At 60.0% G+C, this 18,432-nt stretch carries 20 protein-coding genes; 2 read left to right on the top strand and 18 right to left on the bottom strand.

The window, feature by feature from the left end; all coding sequences use genetic code 11:
• Positions 1–4: 4 nt before the first annotated feature.
• The 5 genes from AC5RTE_RS04330 to AC5RTE_RS04350 all read right to left on the bottom strand — a co-directional run bounded on the left by AC5RTE_RS04330 (position 5) and on the right by AC5RTE_RS04350 (position 4,583).
• Positions 5–310, bottom strand: a complete 306-nt coding sequence (locus AC5RTE_RS04330; protein WP_494040173.1) for a hypothetical protein — start codon at positions 308–310, stop codon at positions 5–7.
• Between the two features lie 127 nt (positions 311–437).
• The gene (locus tag AC5RTE_RS04335) at positions 438–1,352 is read right to left on the bottom strand and encodes a LysR family transcriptional regulator (protein ID WP_494040174.1); all 915 of its coding nucleotides are present in this window, start codon (positions 1,350–1,352) and stop codon (positions 438–440) included.
• Positions 1,353–1,802: 450 nt separating this feature from the next.
• Complete coding sequence (gene dmpG / locus AC5RTE_RS04340; RefSeq protein WP_494040175.1) at positions 1,803–2,834, bottom strand: 4-hydroxy-2-oxovalerate aldolase; 1,032 nt, start codon at positions 2,832–2,834, stop codon at positions 1,803–1,805.
• Between the two features lie 2 nt (positions 2,835–2,836).
• A complete protein-coding gene (locus tag AC5RTE_RS04345; RefSeq protein WP_494040176.1) occupies positions 2,837–3,775 on the bottom strand; it encodes an acetaldehyde dehydrogenase (acetylating) in 939 nt (312 codons plus the stop codon).
• A 13-nt stretch (positions 3,776–3,788) separates the two neighbouring features.
• Positions 3,789–4,583 (bottom strand): 2-keto-4-pentenoate hydratase, encoded by a 795-nt coding sequence (locus tag AC5RTE_RS04350; protein WP_494040177.1) that lies wholly within the window; start codon positions 4,581–4,583, stop codon positions 3,789–3,791.
• Positions 4,584–4,664: 81 nt separating this feature from the next.
• Between AC5RTE_RS04350 and AC5RTE_RS04355 the strand changes: the two genes are divergently transcribed.
• The gene (locus AC5RTE_RS04355) at positions 4,665–5,438 is read left to right on the top strand and encodes an IclR family transcriptional regulator (protein ID WP_494040178.1); all 774 of its coding nucleotides are present in this window, start codon (positions 4,665–4,667) and stop codon (positions 5,436–5,438) included.
• Between the two features lie 86 nt (positions 5,439–5,524).
• Here the strand turns inward: AC5RTE_RS04355 and AC5RTE_RS04360 are convergent, their stop codons facing one another.
• From AC5RTE_RS04360 to AC5RTE_RS04395, 8 genes are all read right to left on the bottom strand, one after another.
• Positions 5,525–6,118: a TetR/AcrR family transcriptional regulator gene (locus AC5RTE_RS04360; protein ID WP_494040179.1), complete on the bottom strand. Its 594-nt coding sequence runs from the start codon at positions 6,116–6,118 to the stop codon at positions 5,525–5,527.
• Positions 6,119–6,192: 74 nt separating this feature from the next.
• Positions 6,193–7,002 carry a 3-(cis-5,6-dihydroxycyclohexa-1,3-dien-1-yl)propanoate dehydrogenase gene (gene hcaB / locus AC5RTE_RS04365; protein ID WP_494040180.1) on the bottom strand — a complete coding sequence of 270 codons (810 nt, stop codon included), beginning with the start codon at positions 7,000–7,002 and terminating at the stop codon, positions 6,193–6,195.
• Between the two features lie 12 nt (positions 7,003–7,014).
• Positions 7,015–7,605, bottom strand: a complete 591-nt coding sequence (locus AC5RTE_RS04370) for a 3-phenylpropionate/cinnamic acid dioxygenase subunit beta (protein ID WP_494040181.1) — start codon at positions 7,603–7,605, stop codon at positions 7,015–7,017.
• On the bottom strand, positions 7,602–8,945 hold the full coding sequence (locus AC5RTE_RS04375; RefSeq protein ID WP_494040182.1) for an aromatic ring-hydroxylating oxygenase subunit alpha: 1,344 nt from the start codon (positions 8,943–8,945) through the stop codon (positions 7,602–7,604). The genes AC5RTE_RS04370 and AC5RTE_RS04375 overlap by 4 nt, the downstream gene beginning before the upstream one ends.
• An 18-nt stretch (positions 8,946–8,963) precedes the next feature.
• Complete coding sequence (locus AC5RTE_RS04380) at positions 8,964–9,896, bottom strand: alpha/beta fold hydrolase (protein WP_494040183.1); 933 nt, start codon at positions 9,894–9,896, stop codon at positions 8,964–8,966.
• Positions 9,896–10,801: a VOC family protein gene (locus AC5RTE_RS04385; RefSeq protein ID WP_494040184.1), complete on the bottom strand. Its 906-nt coding sequence runs from the start codon at positions 10,799–10,801 to the stop codon at positions 9,896–9,898. Before AC5RTE_RS04385 ends, AC5RTE_RS04380 begins: the two co-directional genes overlap by 1 nt.
• Before the next feature lie 122 nt (positions 10,802–10,923).
• On the bottom strand, positions 10,924–11,235 hold the full coding sequence (locus AC5RTE_RS04390; RefSeq protein WP_494040185.1) for a bifunctional 3-phenylpropionate/cinnamic acid dioxygenase ferredoxin subunit: 312 nt from the start codon (positions 11,233–11,235) through the stop codon (positions 10,924–10,926).
• A 15-nt stretch (positions 11,236–11,250) separates the two neighbouring features.
• Positions 11,251–12,537 carry an NAD(P)/FAD-dependent oxidoreductase gene (locus tag AC5RTE_RS04395; protein WP_494040186.1) on the bottom strand — a complete coding sequence of 429 codons (1,287 nt, stop codon included), beginning with the start codon at positions 12,535–12,537 and terminating at the stop codon, positions 11,251–11,253.
• A 950-nt stretch (positions 12,538–13,487) separates the two neighbouring features.
• On the opposite strand from AC5RTE_RS04395, the gene AC5RTE_RS04400 reads away from it, so the two are divergent.
• Positions 13,488–13,916, top strand: a complete 429-nt coding sequence (locus AC5RTE_RS04400) for a DDE-type integrase/transposase/recombinase (RefSeq protein WP_494040187.1) — start codon at positions 13,488–13,490, stop codon at positions 13,914–13,916.
• Here the strand turns inward: AC5RTE_RS04400 and AC5RTE_RS04405 are convergent.
• The 5 genes from AC5RTE_RS04405 to AC5RTE_RS04425 form a co-directional block, all read right to left on the bottom strand.
• Positions 13,894–14,073: a transposase gene (locus tag AC5RTE_RS04405; RefSeq protein ID WP_494040188.1), complete on the bottom strand. Its 180-nt coding sequence runs from the start codon at positions 14,071–14,073 to the stop codon at positions 13,894–13,896. The two genes, AC5RTE_RS04400 and AC5RTE_RS04405, sit on opposite strands and share 23 nt — an antisense overlap.
• Positions 14,074–14,298: 225 nt before the next feature.
• The gene (locus tag AC5RTE_RS04410; protein ID WP_494040189.1) at positions 14,299–15,708 is read right to left on the bottom strand and encodes an FAD-binding protein; all 1,410 of its coding nucleotides are present in this window, start codon (positions 15,706–15,708) and stop codon (positions 14,299–14,301) included.
• A 327-nt stretch (positions 15,709–16,035) separates the two neighbouring features.
• Positions 16,036–16,821, bottom strand: a complete 786-nt coding sequence (locus AC5RTE_RS04415) for an ABC transporter permease (protein WP_494040190.1) — start codon at positions 16,819–16,821, stop codon at positions 16,036–16,038.
• Positions 16,811–17,575 (bottom strand): ABC transporter permease, encoded by a 765-nt coding sequence (locus AC5RTE_RS04420; protein ID WP_494040191.1) that lies wholly within the window; start codon positions 17,573–17,575, stop codon positions 16,811–16,813. Before AC5RTE_RS04420 ends, AC5RTE_RS04415 begins: the two co-directional genes overlap by 11 nt.
• Before the next feature lie 64 nt (positions 17,576–17,639).
• Positions 17,640–18,416 carry an ABC transporter ATP-binding protein gene (locus AC5RTE_RS04425; RefSeq protein ID WP_494040192.1) on the bottom strand — a complete coding sequence of 259 codons (777 nt, stop codon included), beginning with the start codon at positions 18,414–18,416 and terminating at the stop codon, positions 17,640–17,642.
• Positions 18,417–18,432: the final 16 nt, after the last annotated feature.

The raw sequence follows: 18,432 nt of genomic DNA on the forward strand, positions 1-18,432 counted from the left end.
GAGCTCAGCCGCACCGGTGGGCAGACTGGAACTCGCGAAGCCAGGCATTCCACGTAGTATCGGCTGCGCGGATCGCGGAAGATCGCCCGCCAAGGTGCCCGGGCTCTGCGAGCAGGGCGACGACACGGAAGTCCCCGTCCAAGTGCCGGTCGGGCGAGGTAAATCCGATGGTGAGGGTATGCACGCCGTTGAGGCGTTCGCAGGCTTCTTCAACTTCAGCCACCGGGAGGGACAAACACGCGGCCAGCTCTGTCAAGAACATTGCCGGCGGTGAGGCCGACCTGAGCTTCATGACGACTGCATCGTCCATGTGTGCCTCCATTGGCGTCGCTGCTGTTGATCGGGTGGGCGCTCCCGCTCCTCCCGAATCAATTCCAGCCTAGGCTGCACTATGCGTCAAATGAATATTATGAATTTCCCTTATTTATCACGCGAATTTAGTGGCTGCGATCCGGGGCGTCGAGACCTTTAGCAATCCGTTCGATCTCTCCCTGCAACCAGCCGACCATAGGATCGTTCGCGAGCCTGGGATTCCAGACCATGTCTATACCCAGGGAGGGGTTTTCGAACGGTAGCCCCAGGAGGCTTAGACCCAAGGGCGTGCACAGCCGCTCAGCCACCCTGCGTTGAACGATTGCCAGAGCGTCTGAACCAGAGATCAGATGAGGAATCAGGAGAAAGTCGCTGACGCGCGCGACCACACGGCGGGACATGGATAACCGGTCCATGTGCGCATATGGACTTGTCCGAAGCTTTGAGTCGAAAACAATATGCGGCCGTGAGGTGAGGGCCTCCGGACTGATGACCTTGCCCCCTCCTTCACGATCCAGGACGTCCCGTGGACCGACTTTGGCCAGTACAACCACCCACTCGTCCGTGTACAAACGTTTCCGTGGGTGAGTGGTGGTTAGGCTGTCGGCGAGGAGCGCTAAATCGATGTTGTCTTGGCTGAAAAGCGACTCACTGAACAGCGCAGGAGTGACTGACATCCGCAGCGTCACGTGGGGAGCCGCGGATGCGAGATGGCGCAGCAGAGGTCGCCCGACGATGTAAGCGGTGGTGGACGACGCCGAGATGCTGACAGTCCGGGAATCGGATTCCGGCCGGAACGTCGGAAGGCCCACAACATCACCCACACCCCGCAGTACGTCGCGCAGGGGCCGCAGGAGTCGCTCAGCCCGGGGGCTGAGCAGCATGCCGGTTCCACTTCTAATCAGCAAATCGTCGTTCAACACCGATCTTGCCCGGCGCAGAACGTGGCTCATGGCGGGCTGGGAAAGCCCTACTCGCTGGGAAGCCCGGGTTACGCTGGCCTCCTCCAGCAACGCGAGGAGTGGTACCAGCAGGTTCAAGTCGATTCCAGCAAGGGCTGCAAGTTGCCGGTCCGGGCCGTTTGCACTCTCTTCAGTAACTTCGTTCTCCCTCGCCGCACGGTAGTTTCAATTCAGAACTTTACTGCTGGACGGCCCGTTGGTGTAGGCGGTTGCAACGCAGGTCGCAGCCGCCTACACCGAGTTCCCCACGGTATGCGGTTTCGTCCCGTGCTGCCGCCGGATCCGGGATAGGAGAGCACGATGACTACGATTCATCTCTGCCTGCCGGCATCCACGGCGAGGTTGAGACGGCCGGCAAGAGGTAGCTCCTACTCAACAGTTTTTCGCCTCCATACGGCGAAGGCAGGCAAGATTGTCCTTCGTGGCATTCGCGGGGCTTGCTGCCCCGCCACCGGTCGGACTGCCCAACAGGCTGATACTGGGGGGTGGAAGCCGTTGCTGGTGCGTTTTACGCTTCCGCGGGCGCGGTTAGGCCACGCGAGAACCGGAGGCGAGCTGCACGGCGACGTCGACAATCATGTCTTCCTGGCCGCCGACGTAGCCGGCCCTGCCAATCTCTTCAAGGATCCGCCAGGCCGGGACGCCATAGCGTTCTGCGGCTCGTTCTGCGTGGATCAGGAAGGAGGAATAGACGCCCGCGTAGCCCTGCATGATGGAGGCCCGGTCCATGATGGGCATCCGGGTGATAATCGGTTTGACTACGTCCTCCGCGGCTGCCATGACGCCATGGATGTCCACGCCTGTGTGAATTCCTAAGCGTTCAAAGGCGGCGGTAAGAACTTCTGTGGGGGAGTTGCCTGCGCCTGCACCGAGGGCCAGGAGGGTCCCGTCGATCTGTTTGGCGCCGGCGCGGGCAGCATAGACCGAGTTGGCGACGCCGAAGCTGAGGTTCTGGTGGCCGTGGAACCCAACCTGGGCGTCGTTTCCAAGTTCGGCGACGAGGGCGGAGACCCGGTCCGAGACATCATCCAGGATCAGGGCGCCTGCGGAATCCACGACATAGACGCACTGGCATCCGGCGTCGGCCATGATCCGGGCCTGCTTCGCCAGGTTCTCTGCGGTGGTCCGGTGGGAGAGCATGAGGAAGCCGACGGTTTCCATGCCGAGTTTGCGGGCGTGCTGGAAGTGCTGGATGGAGACGTCGGCTTCGGTACTGTGTGTGGCGATGCGGGCCACGGAAGCCCCGGCGTCGTGGGCCTGGTTCAGGTCGTGGATGGTTCCCAGGCCCGGGAGCATGAGCACAGCGATTTTTGCGGTCGTCGCTTCATCGACGGCAGCGCGGACCAGGTCCAGTTCCGGGGTAAGAGAGAAGCCGTAGTTGAAGGACGAGCCACCGAGACCGTCCCCATGAGTAACTTCAATGACCTGAACTTTGGCATCGTCAAGGGCGCGTACCACGGAGCGGACGTGTGCTTCGGTGAATTTGTGGCTCATGGCATGGGAGCCATCTCGCAACGTGGTGTCAGTCAGCCGGACGCTCAGCTTCGGTGTCTCGGTCATTGTTATGCTCCTACTGGGGTCGAAAGGGCGGCGGCGTCCATGCGCTCGGCGAGCAGGTCAGCTGTCCGGGTGGCGGCGGCGGTGATGATGTCCAGATTGCCCGCGTATTCGGGGAGGTAGTCTGCTGCGCCTTTGACCTGGACCCATACGCCAACTCGGCCATTTCCGTTCCAGTCTTCGCGGGCGGCGTCGAACTGGGGCTCGACGCGCAGCGAGTAGCCGGGGACGTAGTCCTGGATCCTGGCGACTGCCTCGTCAATCGCGGCACGGATCTTGTGCTGCAGGTCCCCGCGTGAGGCGGCCCGGGCGGGGATCGCGGCGTAGATGGTGTTGCGCATAATCATCGGCGGCTCCACGGGGTTGATGATGATAATGGCCTTTCCCCGCTTTGCCCCGCCCACCTCTTCCAGGGCCTTGGCCGTAGTTTCGGTGAACTCGTCAACGTTGGCCCGGGTTCCCGGTCCCGCAGACTTGGAGGCGATGGACGCCACGATCTCGGCGTACTCCACGGGCACCACCGAGGAGATCGCGGCGACGATCGGGGTGGTGGCCTGGCCCGCGCAGGTAATCATGTTGACGTTCATCACATCCTGCAAGGAATCAAGGTTCACCACCGGGCACAGGTAGGGTCCGACGGCCGCCGGCGTTAGGTCGATCGCGTGAATCCCGGCTTCCTTGTACTTGGGTGCATTTGTTTCGTGGGCCTTCGCGGAGGTGCACTCGAAAACGAAGTCCGGCAGCTCTTCCTGGGCCAAGAGCCAATCGACCCCTGCGGCGGAGGTTGTCACTCCGAGTCGGGCAGCCCGTGCCAGCCCGTCGGAGGCTGGGTCTACGCCAATCATGTACTTCACCTCGACGTTCTTGCTTCGACGCATAATCTTGAACATCAGATCCGTGCCAATATTGCCTGAGCCGACGATCGCAGCTGTTTTCTTGCTCATTTGAGTTCCTTGGTTAGATGAAGCTGATGGTCAGGGAGCCTAATTCTCCAAAGTCAGCAGTTACCGTCGAATTTGCGATGACGGGCGCGGCCTTTGTGAAAGAACCTGGCAGGATGAGCTGCCCGGCTTTGAGCGCTACGCCTTGTTCGCCGAGGACATTTGCTAACCATGCCAGCGGCGCTACCGGGTCGCCCATGACGTCCGCGCCAGTCCCTGACGCGATCTCATGGCCGTCGATAACCAATGCGCAGGAGACCGCCGCCAGATTAGTCGCTTCCACCTCCAGGGGCGTGCGTCCGACTGCAATAGCTCCGCAGGAGGCGTTGTCGGCTATGGTGTCTACGAGCTTGATGTCCCAGTCGGCGATCCGTGAGTCAATAATTTCAATTGCGGGGTAGATCTGCCCTATGGCGGCAGCGGCCTCGCCGAGGGTTACGCCCGGCCCTACCAGTGTCTCCTTCAGGACGAAACCGAATTCCGGTTCAACCTTGGGTGCTATAAATCTAGCAGCAGGGATCCGGGCATCCTCGTAGTGCACCATATCCTCGAAAAAGAAGCCGAAGTCGGGGGAGTCAACGCCGAGCTGCTTTTGCATGGCAAGGGAAGTCAGGCCTACCTTGCGCCCGGCGAGAACCCGTCCGGCATCTAAGTGATAGTGCATCTGAGCGGCTTGTATGTCGTAGGCGTGCTGGACGTTCAGTCCCTCAAACCTGTGCCTGAGGGGGGCCACGGGGACGAGGGTTCGACCTGCTTCAAGCAACTCTTCTGCTGCCTGCTGGACAAGGCCTTTCGTGGTTGGGCTTTTCACTTTGTCTCCTGTTTCCTTTGCCTGAGCTTCAAAGCTTGGGCGTGGCTTGATTGTGCTGATCGTCTCCGGCAAACTGCAAGGATGCGGACCGCTGAATGGAACAGTTCTGTGTCGGTGCTGGAGCGGGTGAGTTTGATCCTGCGGGCCTTTCGAATCGAGGACCGAACTCTTGGCGTTACCGAGCTCGCCAGAAGGACTGGTTTGGCCAAATCAACCGTGTCGCGGTTAACGGCCGAACTGGTGCGGCTCCAGTACCTGGAGCGTCACGGTGCAGCCCTGCGCCTGGGCATAGCCCTTTTTGAACTGGGTCAGCTTGCCGCCACCCCAAAGGAGCTGCGTCGTCGGGCGATGGCCATCATGGCGGATCTACGCAATGCCACCGGACAGACCGTCCACCTTGCCGTTTTGGACGGACACGAAGTGGTGTACATCGAGATTCTGCGCGGCAGAGGCACGCCCTGCCTGCCCTCAAGGGTGGGAGGACGGCTTCCGGCTCATGTCACAGCTGTCGGCAAGTGCATGCTTGCCGCTTCTCCACCAAACGCCTTGGAAGCGGTGCTTGCGCGCGGCCTTACCCGGGTTGGGCCAGCCACAGTAGTTGATGAGTACACGTTGCGGCAGCAACTGACGGCCAGCGCAAAAACCGGGCTCGCCTACGAGGAGAACGAATCTGCCCGGGACAGTTCATGTGTCGCCAGCCCTGTTCTTGACGGCGGCGGTGCCGTCGTTGCGGCATTGTCCCTGTCAGGAAAAGTCGGCGAACTTGATATCCCAAGGGCAGCCCCCGCCGTGCGGACCGCAGCACTCGTTCTAAGCCGGCAGTTGCCCCAGTACAGTGTGCTCCACGAGAAATGATGATCCAACAGCCCTGACAGGCTCTTCACAGGGCCGGCAGCAGGTAAACCTTTGCATCACCATCAGTTCCGTCTACAAGCCGTGCGCTACAGTCGCCCCGCGTGACCGCCCGCCTCGCGCAAGGCCAAGTCAACGAGCCTGGCGTGACCACGCATCAACTCCCGAAACTCATCGACTATGAAGTCCTCCCTTACCAGTCCGCCACGCGTCACCGCGATGGTCTGACTCACGAGCGCCGGCACGAGGGCGCTCCCATCCGGAACGCCAGCTTCCAGGGCCTTTTCGTTGAGGAAAAACGAGATATAGTCCTCGATTCTGTGCCGCACCTCTGCCAGGACATCCTTTTGGGCAACATCTGTGATGTCCTCAAGGATCAGGAAAAGAGAGATTTTGTAGAAGGGCAGCTGGGCGAGGATCACATCCGCTGCCCGCACCATGAAGCAATCAACAGTCAAGTCGGCAGTGGCGCCGACGTCGTCGACCAGTCGTTTGACTCCGCGCTGAAGTATCGCCGAAAGAATGCCCAGCTTGCTGCCGAAGTGGTAATAGATCGATCCATTGGGCAGGCCGGACTGATCGCGTATCTCGGCTATGGATGTGGCCGAATAACCCTGGGCGGCGAATAGTTGTTCTGCTGCCTCAAGGATGCGCTCCTGTGACGACTCGGCGATTACTACCATTGTCACAGGATATCTCCTTGTCCAATGCTGGGGCGGTGTATCACGTGACTCCTTCTCTACGCGCCCTTAAATGGCTAGCTGGGGCGTTGCTCAACGACAGACCCAATAATGCCCATGCCGTTGCTCACATCGAGGATCGTCCCGGTAGCTGTGCGTCCGTATTGGCGTGAAGCCAGGAGCACGAAGGCGCCTGCGTATTCGGATGGATGAGGCGAGCGGTGCAGCGGCGTACCTGACTCCAGGATCTGATCTATCGGCAGCGAATTCAGGGCTTTGTTCTGCAGGCCCAGAGAGGCTGGCCCCCGAAGGTCCGTCGACATGCCTCCAGGTGCAACACCATTAACCCGTATATCGGGAGCCAACTCGTAGGCCAGTTGCTTCACCATCCCCGCGGCCGCGTGTTTGGAGGAGACATACAAGGATCCGCCCCCTCCGGGGAACAGCGAGGCGTTTGACAGAGTAACCAGGAAAGCACCTCCGCTCGCTCGCAGCGCCGGAATGGCTGCCTGAGCCCCGAGGAGCGGGGCCTTGACATTAAGCGCATAAATCTCGTCGAACGCATTAGAGAGCTGCTCCGGGGACACGCTGTCGATCGGCGTCATGAAATCCCAGAGCCCGGTGTTGGCGATGAAGGTGTCCAACCTGCCGAACTCCTCCACTGCAGTGGAGACGAGTCTGGCGTTGTCATCAGGACTGGTTGCATCACCATTTACGACCCTGAGCTTTGTTGGGTCAAAAGCGGATTTCAGAAGGTCGCAGCGTTCCCGGGAGCGCTCGAGTACTACGACGCGGGCGCCCTCTGCAACAAAAACGTCAACCAACGAACGACCGAGTCCGGCACCTCCACCTGTGAGCGCCACAACCTGTGAGTCCAACCACTGCATTGAAGTGGCCCCCTAGAAGAAGATGCTGAGATTTTTGGCCAGCACGACTGACTCATCGAGAGACACCCGGCGTCCGAAATACCGCAACCCATCAGGGGTCCGTCGGATCCGGTCGATTTTAGTCCCGGTGTAGGTGTCCACTTCGTCCTCCAGCCGGTTTCGGTTGATAAGGAAACCCGAGGCAACGGTGTACTCAAGCTGTCCGTCGATTCCCTCCTCGACGTTCTCGACTTGGATATTGGTGACTAAGTGGGTCGTGCGTGAACGCGGGTCTTCCGACCAGGCCACCCCGGTCCCGAATTTTTGTACCCGCTGGGTCAGGAACTCTTTGTCATCGTCAAATAGAGCCAGGTGAAGGGGATCCTCGACCGTGTCCGGAAGCCGGGGGTGTAGATTCTCCCGGATCGGCATGTAGTAATGCATGTCATCGGCCATCAGATCGAGCCACTCCTGCCACCGGTTTTCAGCGAGGAGGCGTGCTTCAGCATAGAGAAGCTGGCTGAGCTCGTGGTGGAGAAGCAGTTCAGCGATCCCCTCGGGGTTGACTTTGTAGTCATGTTTCCCCGTAGGCAGGGAACCTGGTGCGAGGTTGGTCAGCGTCATGACAGCACTCCTACTTCTTCTTCGTCAGTGTTGGCGGTTACGGCTGGTTCATTCAGTTTGGTTTCTTCGGGATTGGGCTCAGCCATCAGCTGCTCCCAGCGGTCGTAAAAGTTGCGTTGTCCGATTTCGCTGTAGATTTCGTCGATGGCACCCGGGAAGGTGGGGAATCGATCGTTGGGCTGCCTGTCACTGCCCATCTGGTAATTCAGCGGCAGGTTGCTCGTGACAAAGCCGTCGCTGCTGTTAGTCGAATAGTTCCACTGCTCGGCGTCATCCTGTTCCCAAGTGCCGGATGCGCTGAAGTGGCGCTGGTAATCGAGAAGAAGCGACCGACGCACACTCTCAGGGGCGCTCTTAGGGAGAATTTGCCACGAATACACTTCCATCCCGTCCGGACCTTTAGGGTGCCAGACTCGAATATTCCAACGTGACCACAGCAGGGAAACGTTGGGAAAGATCGTTCCGTGAATGAGGGCGACATCGCGGGCACGTTCCTTACCCAGGTGTTCTTCAGCGCGATTCTGGAGTTCGTTCATGTAGTTGACCGTTTCGTCATCCAAACCGCTCGCTCCCCAGATGTCGTAGCCGTCGAAGCCGCCCAGTCCGTGTCCACCCGGCAGAGCGACCTGAAGCCCCGTGGATGGAGGCATGATGCCGCGGCCCTTTCCGGACTGGGCTTCCACGATGATCGCGGACAGGTGAGTGGAGGAAGCATGGTACATATCGCCGGCGAACTGTTCCGCCGCCAACTTCCAGTTACCCCGCATTTTCCACTTGTGGACGCCACCGATAACATCGCTCCCTTGCCCGTCGGGATCCAGCATGAGGTCAAGATAAAACGTGAAATCGCCCAGATACTCCAGGAGGGTGGGCGCGTCAGGGTCCCAAGTTGCGAAGATTAGACCCTTGTAGGTCTCAACCCGAGGCGCCGTTTTAAGTCCCCATGACGACTGGTCAAGCGCCCCGTCGTAAGCCGCCTCGGCTTCAGGAACAGAAACGAGAGAGCCGTCAGTGCCGTAGCTCCAGCCGTGGTACGGACACGTGAAGACATTGGCGTTCCCGCGGTCAAAGCGGCAGACCCGCATCCCACGGTGCCGGCACGAGTTGAGCAAAACCCGGTAAGCCCCGTCCCGCTGACGACTGACGATGACCGAGTCGGCGCCCATGTAGGTAGTGAAAAAATCACCCGGCTTCCGGAACTGTCCCTCGTGTGCCAGGAACAGCCAGGAGCGGCTGAAGATCCGGGCCAGCTCCTTTCGATGCGTCTCCGTGTCGGAGAACACCGACCGGTCGATGGTGGTACGTGCTTCGTCAACGAAGGCGTGGTCGTGAGTTGTCATTCTGTGCTCCAGCTGCGATTAGGAGTTGAGGTATTGGGTTAGTACGGCGTTGTACTCGTCCGGCTTTTCCCACTGGGGCCAGTGGCCAGCATCAGCGACGGTGTAAAACTGGGCTCCGATGACATGCGCCCAGTATTTGCCGAAATCGGGTCCATGCCCCGGGTTGTGTTCGCCCCAGAGAACCAGGGTTTGCGGTTTCCAACCCTCAAGGTCGGCGTGGGAGTATCCCAGGTCATATAGGTGCGTTCCGAAAGTGCCCGCTTCGATGTTGAAAATCCGGTGAAGGGAGGCGTTGACCTCCGGCTCGCTATATATTCGTCGGCGTACCGACACCAAGTCATCAGTGATCGTCTTCGGATCTGCGACGAGCCACTCAAGGCGTGCCCTGATATTGGCGGGGGTCGGATCCACAACGGCGTTCCGGGAGAGCTCCCCCAAGTTCGCGGCCGAGCGGCGCCCCGGCAGGAAGCTCTCCTGCAGTGGCTTGTTCAAGTAGAAGCCCGCGTTGAGCACCATGCGGTCGACACGTTCGGGGTATCGAAGGGCGATCGTGGCTCCGGCCTGGGCGCCCATGGATTCACCCAGGTAATGCACGGTTGCAAAGCCGAGTGCGTCCACGAGGTCCACAAAGCCCTCGGCCAGGAGGTCGTACATGGTGGCAAGGTCGAAGGCTTCTTTGCCGGTAAAGCCGTGGAACAGGGCGTCAACCGAGTAAACACGAAAGTCCTTGGACAGCGCCCGGACATTCCGGGCAAACGTTTCCGCGTGCCCGCCGATGCCGTGATACATCAGCAGAGGCGGACCTGCTTCGCCGGCATGGATGACTCGGTGCTTCCACCGCTGGCCCTGGACGTAGTGAACTTCCGCTCCGGCCAGTTCGGCAGCAATCGTGCCCCATTCCGAATGTGGCCGCTCAGTAGGGACGGCCTCGAGAATAAAATCTCCGAACATTAGTACTGCCAGCCTTCTTCTGGGCCGCGTACGTTGTCCGGTGTGCGCTTGTGGCCCCAGAAGCTTTCGACGGCGTACCGGTTTTCGCCGGCGTTCCACGAAGTTTCGTCGATTTTCATGCCGTCCGTACCGAACTCGATATCAAATCCTGAGGGGTTCCTGAGGTAAAAAGAGAGCATGCGGTCATTTGAGTGGCGGCCAAGGGTATTTACGATCGGGGCGGCTCCGGCCCGGCACTTGTCGTAGGCGAAGCCGACCGTATCGATGTCGTCGACCTCGAACATGATGTGCAGCAGGGTGGACGGCATGTTGGGTATGTAAGCCAGACCGATGCTGTGGTGCCGCGGGTTGCACCTGAGGAAGAGCGCGTCGCTAGAGGGGCCTGCGGGGATGCGGTCGCTGATACGGAAACCTAGTTCATCTACGTAGAAGGCTCGCGACGCCTCCAAATCGGTGGTGCTGATAAAGGCGTGCCCGTACCCCAGCCCCTGGGTAACAAAGCGGGCTCCTGTTGGTGACACGAATGGAAGGTCCGCGTAGCTTCCGCCGGTGTACAGCTCCACCCGGTTGCCGTCGGGATCCTCCACGACGGCTATGTCGGTAACTTGGCGCTGGCGCGCGAGTTGAGTATCGCCGGTCTTCACACTGCGGCCGGCGGCCTCCAATTTGCGCACCAGCTCGGCCAGGGCCGCAGGATCCCGGACCTCGAGACCCAAGTAAGCCAGTCCCTCGCGGCTGTCGGGGATCAGTTGAGCCCGGTAGCCGCGCTCGTCGCAGCGAAGGTTCACGCTGCCGTCCGGGTTGGGAACCGTCTGCAGACCGAGAACTTCGGTGCTCATTTTGGTCCAGGCGTCAATATCGGCGACTCTGATGCCGACGTAGCCAAGTGCTGTTACAGTGCTCATTTCAACCTCCAGGTATAGGGATAGGTGATTCCGACGAGAAAGTTTTCTGCGTGCGGTTGGGTGTGATCTCACTAGGTAATGCCGGTATCAACGCCTTGCAAAAGCAAGCTGCCAGACATTGGTTATTCGGGCAGATCGACGACGACGGCGTCGCCGTCAGCCTTGACGGGATAAGTGGCAATAGGATCTTTTGCAGGCATTTTCAACGCCGCGCCTGTGCGAAGGCAGAAGGTTGCCAGGTGCACGGGGCACTCAACTGTCGCAGCTTCCACGTAGCCGTCGGCGAGTGAGAATGCCGCGTGGCTGCATGTATCAGCCGTGGCAAACAGTTCGCCCGCACTGTTGAAGACGGTTATTCGTGGAGTGCTGTCGACGCGGAAGGAGTCGCCGTCTTCGGCAACATCGGCCGTGCTACAAACAGTTGTCCAAGTCATGGTTCCAACTCCAGCTCAATGCGAGGCGCCTGCGGATTCGCGTAAAGCGCTCCCGGCTGCTGAAACGGTTTGTGGTTCTTTCGCAGTCACCAAAGCGCGGAGCGGCTCCGTCGGATCGGCGAGTTGGTCCGCGTCGATTCTCGGGTGCTGCCCAAGTACTGCACGAATGGGGCGCAGCTCCTTGGCCACGTTGACACCTCCAGCTCCCACGAGCCTTCCCTGCCGTAACCAAAAGACGATCGGCGAAGTTCTCTCGCCCGTCGGGGGCCTGCTAACGGTTTGGTCTGCGGTGGATGGGCGTCCGTAAACCTGCAGCAGATCGCCATACTGTTCCGACCAGAAGTATGGAACGTCTTGATGGGCGACATCTGCACCAGCCATGACTGCTCCCGCCGTAGTCCCGTGGTCAACCGCCCTGGTCCAATGCTGGATGTGTTCCACCCCGCCCCAAGGGCCAGGAGGGAGCGCAACATCGCCGGCAGCCAAGACCCAGGAATCCGCTGTGCGGCACCGGGAGTCGACCGGCACGCCGGCTTCAGATCCGAGTCCTGCCGCCATTGCGAGGCCAGCGTTCGGCCGAGCCCCCACGCCAATCAGTACGGTGGCCGCCTGCAAGACTGTGCCATCGGCGAGACGGACCCCCTGCACTTCCTGATCCCCGATAATCTCGACGACCTGTCTGTTAGTGAGGAACCTGACTCCCTCACGCTCGTGGCGTCCGCAGATATAACTCGCCAGCACTCCGCCAAGAGAGCCGCGTAACGGTTGGTCGGTTGCTTCGATGACGGTCACATCCAGGCCAGCGGTCCGCGCGACAGCTGCAAGTTCCAGACCGATGAATCCGCCGCCCACCACGACAAGGGGACCGCCCCCGGCCAAGCGATCATGCAGGCGTTCTGCATCCTGGAGGGTCCGGAGCGTCAGTACCCCGTCAAGTTGCACTCCGGGAACTGACATCTCTCGCGCGCTTGCACCAGTTGCCAGCAAGACTGAATCGGCCGCGAGGTCTGTGCCATCGTCCAAAACGACACAGCGTCGTACCCTGTCTAACCGGACCACCGTGGTATCAAGGCGGAGATCGATGTCATTGGCTTCGTAAGCATCTTCGCTGAATATCGGGACGTGCAGATTTCCTCCAGCATCCCGCTTAGACAGTGGCGGCCGCTCGTAGGGAAGACGGTCCTCGCTCTCAAGCAAAACGATTTCGCCTTCGTAGCCCTCGGCGCGCAGGGCAAGCGCTGCAGCGGTGCCGGCGGCGCTGGCGCCTACGATCACGTGGCGTCCGACAAGCATCTCGCTCATGAATACTCCGTTGTAGTCGTGATTTACGTCATAGAGCGTTTGCTCTAGAGCAATTAATCCACAATGCTCGTGCAGAGTCAACCCCTCTGCGGCTGGGAGTTGGGGTCACCGAAAAGACGCTTGTCTACCAGGGCCTTCGCGTCTTACCTTTGGCTGAGACTTCGGTCGGATGCAGTCGGTATGAGTAACGGCTGCATCCAGGACATGACAGCAGCCCCACATTGCTACTTCCACTCAGGCCGGTACGCCGCAATGCCTGACCAGTGGACGTCAGGCGTTCACATCGATTCCCGGCACGGGTGCGCCGTCGCGTCCTCTTGCTCCATGCTGCAGCCGCAATCTGAGCCATTTCCTCAACAGTTAATATTGAATGAATAGGTAAAATGAATTCTCGAAACAAAACACGCCGTATTGTCACGGACTGGGCCTCCATTAGTGGCGCGCCCGTGGTAATTGTAAGGAATGAGGTGACCATAGCCTGCGGTCATGTAGATGATGTCACGGCTGATGGTTCGATCGTTTGGGTGCAGGATGATACGGGGGAGCGAAAGCTTTATGAGCGTGCTGAACTTTATGAGATCTGGGTTCGATGCGAAGATATAGGTCTCAATTACAAGGTCAGCAGCACCTTTAGCGCATGCACGTAGTGCTGAATCTTTATGCAGAACGCCTGCGCTGACCAGCTTCTAATAGCGAAATATCGGTCACGGGGGAGCGCACGTTCGCAGGCCCGGAGACAGCAAAGGGGGCGTGGCTGCGCCTGCAAAGACCAGACCAAGCTCATCTTTGACGAACTCAACCCGAACTCCTTGGCGGGTCAGGCACGGGGTGATGGGGTTCTTTGTGCTTGAGTCTGAGACGTCCACCACCGGGATTTATGGGGCACCAGGCTTCAGGCCGCGCTGGCCAGGACCGGGACGGGTGTTGACCGGAAGACTCTGGCCGCGTCCATGCGCCGGCAGGGCCTGGAAGGAATCTCGCCGCGGCGGTTCCGGCCGGTACCGCCGGTGAGGTGCGGGTGCATTCGATCCCGGATCTGGTGGAAAAAAAGTGGGACACCGGCGCCCCTGCATGCGGTTTGGATCGAAGGGTGGGTGTACTTGTGTGCTGGCAGGGACGCCTGTTCCCGGCGCGTGATCGGATGGGCAATGGACTCGACCCAAACCACCAGCCTGGTGGAGCGGGCGCTGCGGATGGCCTACATCCCGCGTGGAGGCGGCCCGGCCGGGGTCGTGTTCCACGCCGACCGTGGCACCCAGTACACCTCCTCACAGCTCAAACGACGTCTGCTCCGGACTCGGCATCAGGCAGTCCGTTGGCGGACAGGGGTGTGCTGGGATAACGGGCTCTTCGCATTTAGGCATGGTTTGTCTTTTTGATCCGGTAGGGGCGGTGGCCGCCAGCGGCCATTAGGCACCTGAGTCGATAGTTGGTGAAGTTGCGGAAGCCGCGGGCGATTCTGCGGGTGGTTTCGATGACGCCACTGATCGCTTCTGAGGGTCCGTTCGACGCGCCAAAGGTATCGAAGTAGGCCAAGATCGCTGCCTTCCATTGTTTGAGCGTCTCGAGACCTCCGGGATCGGGCAGGACGGGAATGAGGCGATCACCTCGTTAACGAGTTCCCTGCCCCGCTCGGGTCTGGCGTGGTAGATATCACCAGACCGTCCGCCGTCGGCCCACAAAGATGTCCCCGGGAGACCACAAGCCGTCTGAAGCTGTAGCCCTGCCTGGGCTGGAATGAGTTTTGCGCGGACTCTTCGTTTAGCCGCCGAGCGGCTTTGTCTTTCTCGTAGCCGCAATTTGTGCTGCTGCTGAGGAGGCTGCTTTAAAGCCGGTTGTTAGGGCAGACGGGAGACCGCCAAGGTACCCGTGACCACTGATTGCTCCGACATCTGCTCCCGCCGCGAATAGGCCGGTGATTCGGTTGCCCAGTTCGTCTAACAGAGCCATCTCGGAGTTCGTCGCCAGTCCTCCCGTCGTCATAGTAATGCCAGCTGTCACGGCGACAGCGGTGTACGGGGGGACCAATGGTTCCAGCCGACGGCGACGAGGAGGGACAAGGTCATGGCCTCTGCCATTCCTCAAAGCACGGGCAAACCGGTCAAGCGTGTTGGCCACTCGTTCTTCGGGCACCCCGTGCTGCGCAAGCTGACTTGCGAGTGCTGTCATCGAATCGGCGCGGAGGACGATTCCTCCGGCGCTCTCGGCGCGTTTGGCGATCTCGCCCGCCAGTTCCTGGTCCCCGCCGGAGTCAACGCGGCTGTCGAAGATATAGAAGCCTGAAGCATTAGGGCGGCCCGCCAGCGCCCAGTTGACGTTCTCCTCGAAAATCCCCTCAGACTCATCAACAAACCTTTCGCCTTCAAGATCAATCGCAACCCCACGGCTGCCGTAGTACTGGGTCATCGCGGGGTAATTATTGGGGCCGAAACGAGCAGGGGCCGACGGCATGGCGTGGCCGTAGAACGTGTTCATCCCCGTGCTGGTAGTGGCTCCGACAGCCAATGCTGCCCTCAACGTGTCCCCATTGCTTCCGAGATTTGCCCGGCGGTAGGCATTATGGGTTTCACGCCCTAAATATCGACGAACCAAATCGACGTTGCCTTGGAAACCTCCGCCGGCCAGTATCACTGCAGTTACGGAAATTGTCTTCCGGCCATTTTCAAAATCTAGGGTTGCAGCCCAGCCTCCATCTGAACTTTCGAGATCTGCGAGTGACGTGCTCGTTCGGATGGTAACGCCAAGAGACTTAGCGGCATTGAACAGGCCGCCGTGCAACTCACCGGCAGTCGTCTTCCAACTGATGTAGCTGTCGAAAATGATTCCCGTCCAAGTAATTCGTATTCCGAGCGATCGCAACCATCGGATGCGAGAAGGTAGGTCCTCAATAACGATTTGCTGAAGATCCCGGTTTGACTCCGGGGTGTATTTCTCTGCGGCTTCCACGGTAGGGAAAGTGCCGAAATTTCCAGCGCTCAGCGCCATTGATCCGCCTGTTTGCTCAAGCTTTTCGATTAGCAATATTCGAGAAACGCCGGATTGAGCAGCCGCGACCGCGGCCGTCAAACCTCCCATACCTCCTCCAACTACTAAGAGATCAAAGGTTTCAGTGCCTTCTTTTGTTGATTCAATCGCTGCCATTTTTAGCCCCATTCTAAGGAAAAATGTCATCTATAGAGCTCGCCGGTCTCGCACGACACTGGGCAAGGCCAGCAACTAGATTGTTTTACTAGCAAACTTGGCCGCTGGAGCCGAAAATGTGACCAGCCTGCAGTGGTTTGTTGCTTGGGATTACGCACCGCTTTTCCTTTCGCGACGGCTGGCGCGCGTCAGCACGTAAACGGCCGTGAAGGGTCATCCATGATTAGGGCAGGAGCAGCACAACTGTCACGATACTGCGACTCGAAGCCGGAGTCCGACCGAAGTCAAGGCATACTCAAAGTCATTGCCTGCGCAGCACCGGTAATCTTAGAGTTCGGTGCTGCGCAGACCTAGAGATCAGATGACGACCGCCTGCCGATGCCTGGAGAAGTATCGGTCAAGCCTTACGACGACACGGTCCAAGAGATAGCCGAAAAGTCCGATTAGTACGGCGATGGCGAAGATGTTCGCCGTCTGGAATCGCGCGGAGCTCTGCACAATCATGAAGCCGAGCCCGTCGGCACTGCCGGTGAACATCTGAGTCGCGACCGTGAGCGTGAGCATCAGCGGTACGGCGATCCTAAGCCCCGTGAACACAGCCGGCAACGCCATCCGGAACATGAGTGCAGCAGTTCGAAGCATACCGATTGACGCGTTCCTAGCAAGCCAGACGGTGTTGCGGTCAACTGATCGAAGGCCGGAGTAGATAGCCACAGTGAGCGGGAAGATGCACTCCACTGCGACCAGGGTAATCTGCGAGACGGCCCCGATGCCCAGCGCGATGACTGCGATCGGGAACAGTGCGATGCGCGGCACCGGGTAGAGCAAACTGATGACTGGCTCCAGAGCTGCGTTCGCGATCCGGCTTCCCACCAACAGGAAGGCGAGGAGGATGCTGCCGGCCAGGGCGAGGAGCAGACCAAAGGCGCCGCGCAGGAACGTGGTCGCCGTGGCCTCCCAGAAGCGAGCCGACGATAGGAGATCGACAGCCCGCTCGCCAACGACGAGGGGGCTAGGCACGCGCCCACCGCCTCCGCCAATAAACATCTCGGAGACCACCCACCAGATGGCGATGAGGCCGATTGCTCCGGCCAGGCCGCGAACAAATTTTTGTCTGGCCAATCGGGTCGCATCACCGCGCATCGCCCAGCACCTCCAGCTCCTGACCTCGTGTAAGCGTCCTACCGATCCACAGCAAAATCCGGTCCCCTAGGACGCCGAGGATCGCGAAGCATCCGATCGCCGCGAACAGCAGGACGTACTGGTCGGTCTGAGCCACGAATACCACCCTGAAACCTAAACCTTGTCCGCTACCGCCAAGTGCCTCGGCTACATAAACGAGCACAAATGACACGGCGAGGCTAATGCGCAACCCAGTGAATACTGACGGCAGGGATGCCCTCACGATCACGGTGGTGAACGTACGGGCCCGTGACAGGCCGGCATTGCGGGCCAGGTTAAGGAGATTACGGTCTACGCCCTGGCTGCCAGCGTATCCGCTGAAGTACGCTGGGTAGAAGGCCGCGAGGGCAATGATCAGCACGCGTGAGACATCTGTGTAGCCAAGGATGACCGCAATCGCGGGGAAGAGAGCGACCTTAGGGATGGGATAGGTAACCGTGATGACGGGGTCCGTCACATCTCTGGGCCCTCGGATCGTTCCGTTCACCATCCCGACCAGCGCCCCGAACAATGCACCGATCAGGAAGCCAGCGAGCACCCGGGACAGAGTCGCGAAGCTCAACCCGAGAAGTCTAGGAGCGTCCGCAGCCATAGTTGCAAAAATCTCCGCGGGACCGACGAGATAGTCAGGCGCCGTGGATAAACGGGAGGACACCTCCCAGAGGATGAGAACGAGCAGCACGAAGGCGGCCGTGATCGGCCACTTGTCGTGCAAGGCGCGTTGCCAAATCCGGCCTCCCCGCGGTGCCACCACCACGGGGAGGCGCCCGGGAGCTCCCTCAGCGGCCTGCGGCTGCATCACGCTGCTCCGTCTTGAGCATGTCCCAGTACTGAGCGTGAAACGACGCGAGCTCCGGTGACGCCTTGACGTCCGCGCCCCGAGGCCGCCCGAACGGTATATTGTCCACTGTGACGACGCGGCCGGGTCGGCGGCTCATGACCGCCACACGGTCACCCAGAAAGATGGCCTCTGAAATGTCATGCGTCACGAACACCACTGTGAGGTTGGCGGCCTGAGTGATCCGCACGAGTTCTTCCTGCATGAGTTCACGCGTCAGTGCGTCTAGTGCGCCGAAAGGCTCGTCCATTAGGAGGATCCGCGGTTCCATGGACAACGTCCTCGCGATCGCCGCGCGTTGGCGCATCCCCCCGGAGAGCTCGGCCGGATACGCGTCACCAAAGTCCTTCAAACCAACGAGATCAAGAAGCTGCGCCGCCCGTTCGGACGCTTCGACTCGACCGACCCCAGCGGTCCGAAGTGGCCATGCAACATTCGCCGCTACTGACTTCCATGGAAACAGCGTCGCGGTCTGGAACACCATGCCGCGGTCACGGCCAGGTTTTGTCACAGGCATACCATCGACGAGAACCGTGCCCACCGTTGCACTCTCGAAGCCGCCAGCTATATGCAAGAGCGTGCTCTTGCCGCAGCCACTCGGCCCGAGGATGGAAAGGAACTCGCCCTCGTGCACATCTAAAGAGACATTCGAGAGAGCCTCGACTGTGCGGTTCCGCTTGGCATCGCTATAAGTCTTGCCGACCCCGTCGAGGGTCAATGCTGCCCTCCGTGAT

Source organism: Arthrobacter sp. K41 (genome assembly GCF_059089645.1).

Coding starts and splice junctions, on each gene's coding strand:
- AC5RTE_RS04415 (WP_494040190.1), bottom strand. CDS start 16,821: ATGCGCGGTGATGCGACCCGATTGGCCAGACAAAAATTTGTTCGCGGC.
- AC5RTE_RS04345 (WP_494040176.1), bottom strand. CDS start 3,775: ATGAGCAAGAAAACAGCTGCGATCGTCGGCTCAGGCAATATTGGCACG.
- AC5RTE_RS04360 (WP_494040179.1), bottom strand. CDS start 6,118: ATGGTAGTAATCGCCGAGTCGTCACAGGAGCGCATCCTTGAGGCAGCA.
- AC5RTE_RS04330 (WP_494040173.1), bottom strand. CDS start 310: ATGGACGATGCAGTCGTCATGAAGCTCAGGTCGGCCTCACCGCCGGCA.
- AC5RTE_RS04385 (WP_494040184.1), bottom strand. CDS start 10,801: ATGAGCACTGTAACAGCACTTGGCTACGTCGGCATCAGAGTCGCCGAT.
- hcaB (WP_494040180.1), bottom strand. CDS start 7,002: ATGCAGTGGTTGGACTCACAGGTTGTGGCGCTCACAGGTGGAGGTGCC.
- AC5RTE_RS04395 (WP_494040186.1), bottom strand. CDS start 12,537: ATGAGCGAGATGCTTGTCGGACGCCACGTGATCGTAGGCGCCAGCGCC.
- AC5RTE_RS04370 (WP_494040181.1), bottom strand. CDS start 7,605: ATGACGCTGACCAACCTCGCACCAGGTTCCCTGCCTACGGGGAAACAT.
- AC5RTE_RS04355 (WP_494040178.1), top strand. CDS start 4,665: ATGCGGACCGCTGAATGGAACAGTTCTGTGTCGGTGCTGGAGCGGGTG.
- AC5RTE_RS04390 (WP_494040185.1), bottom strand. CDS start 11,235: ATGACTTGGACAACTGTTTGTAGCACGGCCGATGTTGCCGAAGACGGC.
- dmpG (WP_494040175.1), bottom strand. CDS start 2,834: ATGACCGAGACACCGAAGCTGAGCGTCCGGCTGACTGACACCACGTTG.
- AC5RTE_RS04375 (WP_494040182.1), bottom strand. CDS start 8,945: ATGACAACTCACGACCACGCCTTCGTTGACGAAGCACGTACCACCATC.
- AC5RTE_RS04380 (WP_494040183.1), bottom strand. CDS start 9,896: ATGTTCGGAGATTTTATTCTCGAGGCCGTCCCTACTGAGCGGCCACAT.
- AC5RTE_RS04410 (WP_494040189.1), bottom strand. CDS start 15,708: ATGACATTTTTCCTTAGAATGGGGCTAAAAATGGCAGCGATTGAATCA.
- AC5RTE_RS04400 (WP_494040187.1), top strand. CDS start 13,488: ATGCGCCGGCAGGGCCTGGAAGGAATCTCGCCGCGGCGGTTCCGGCCG.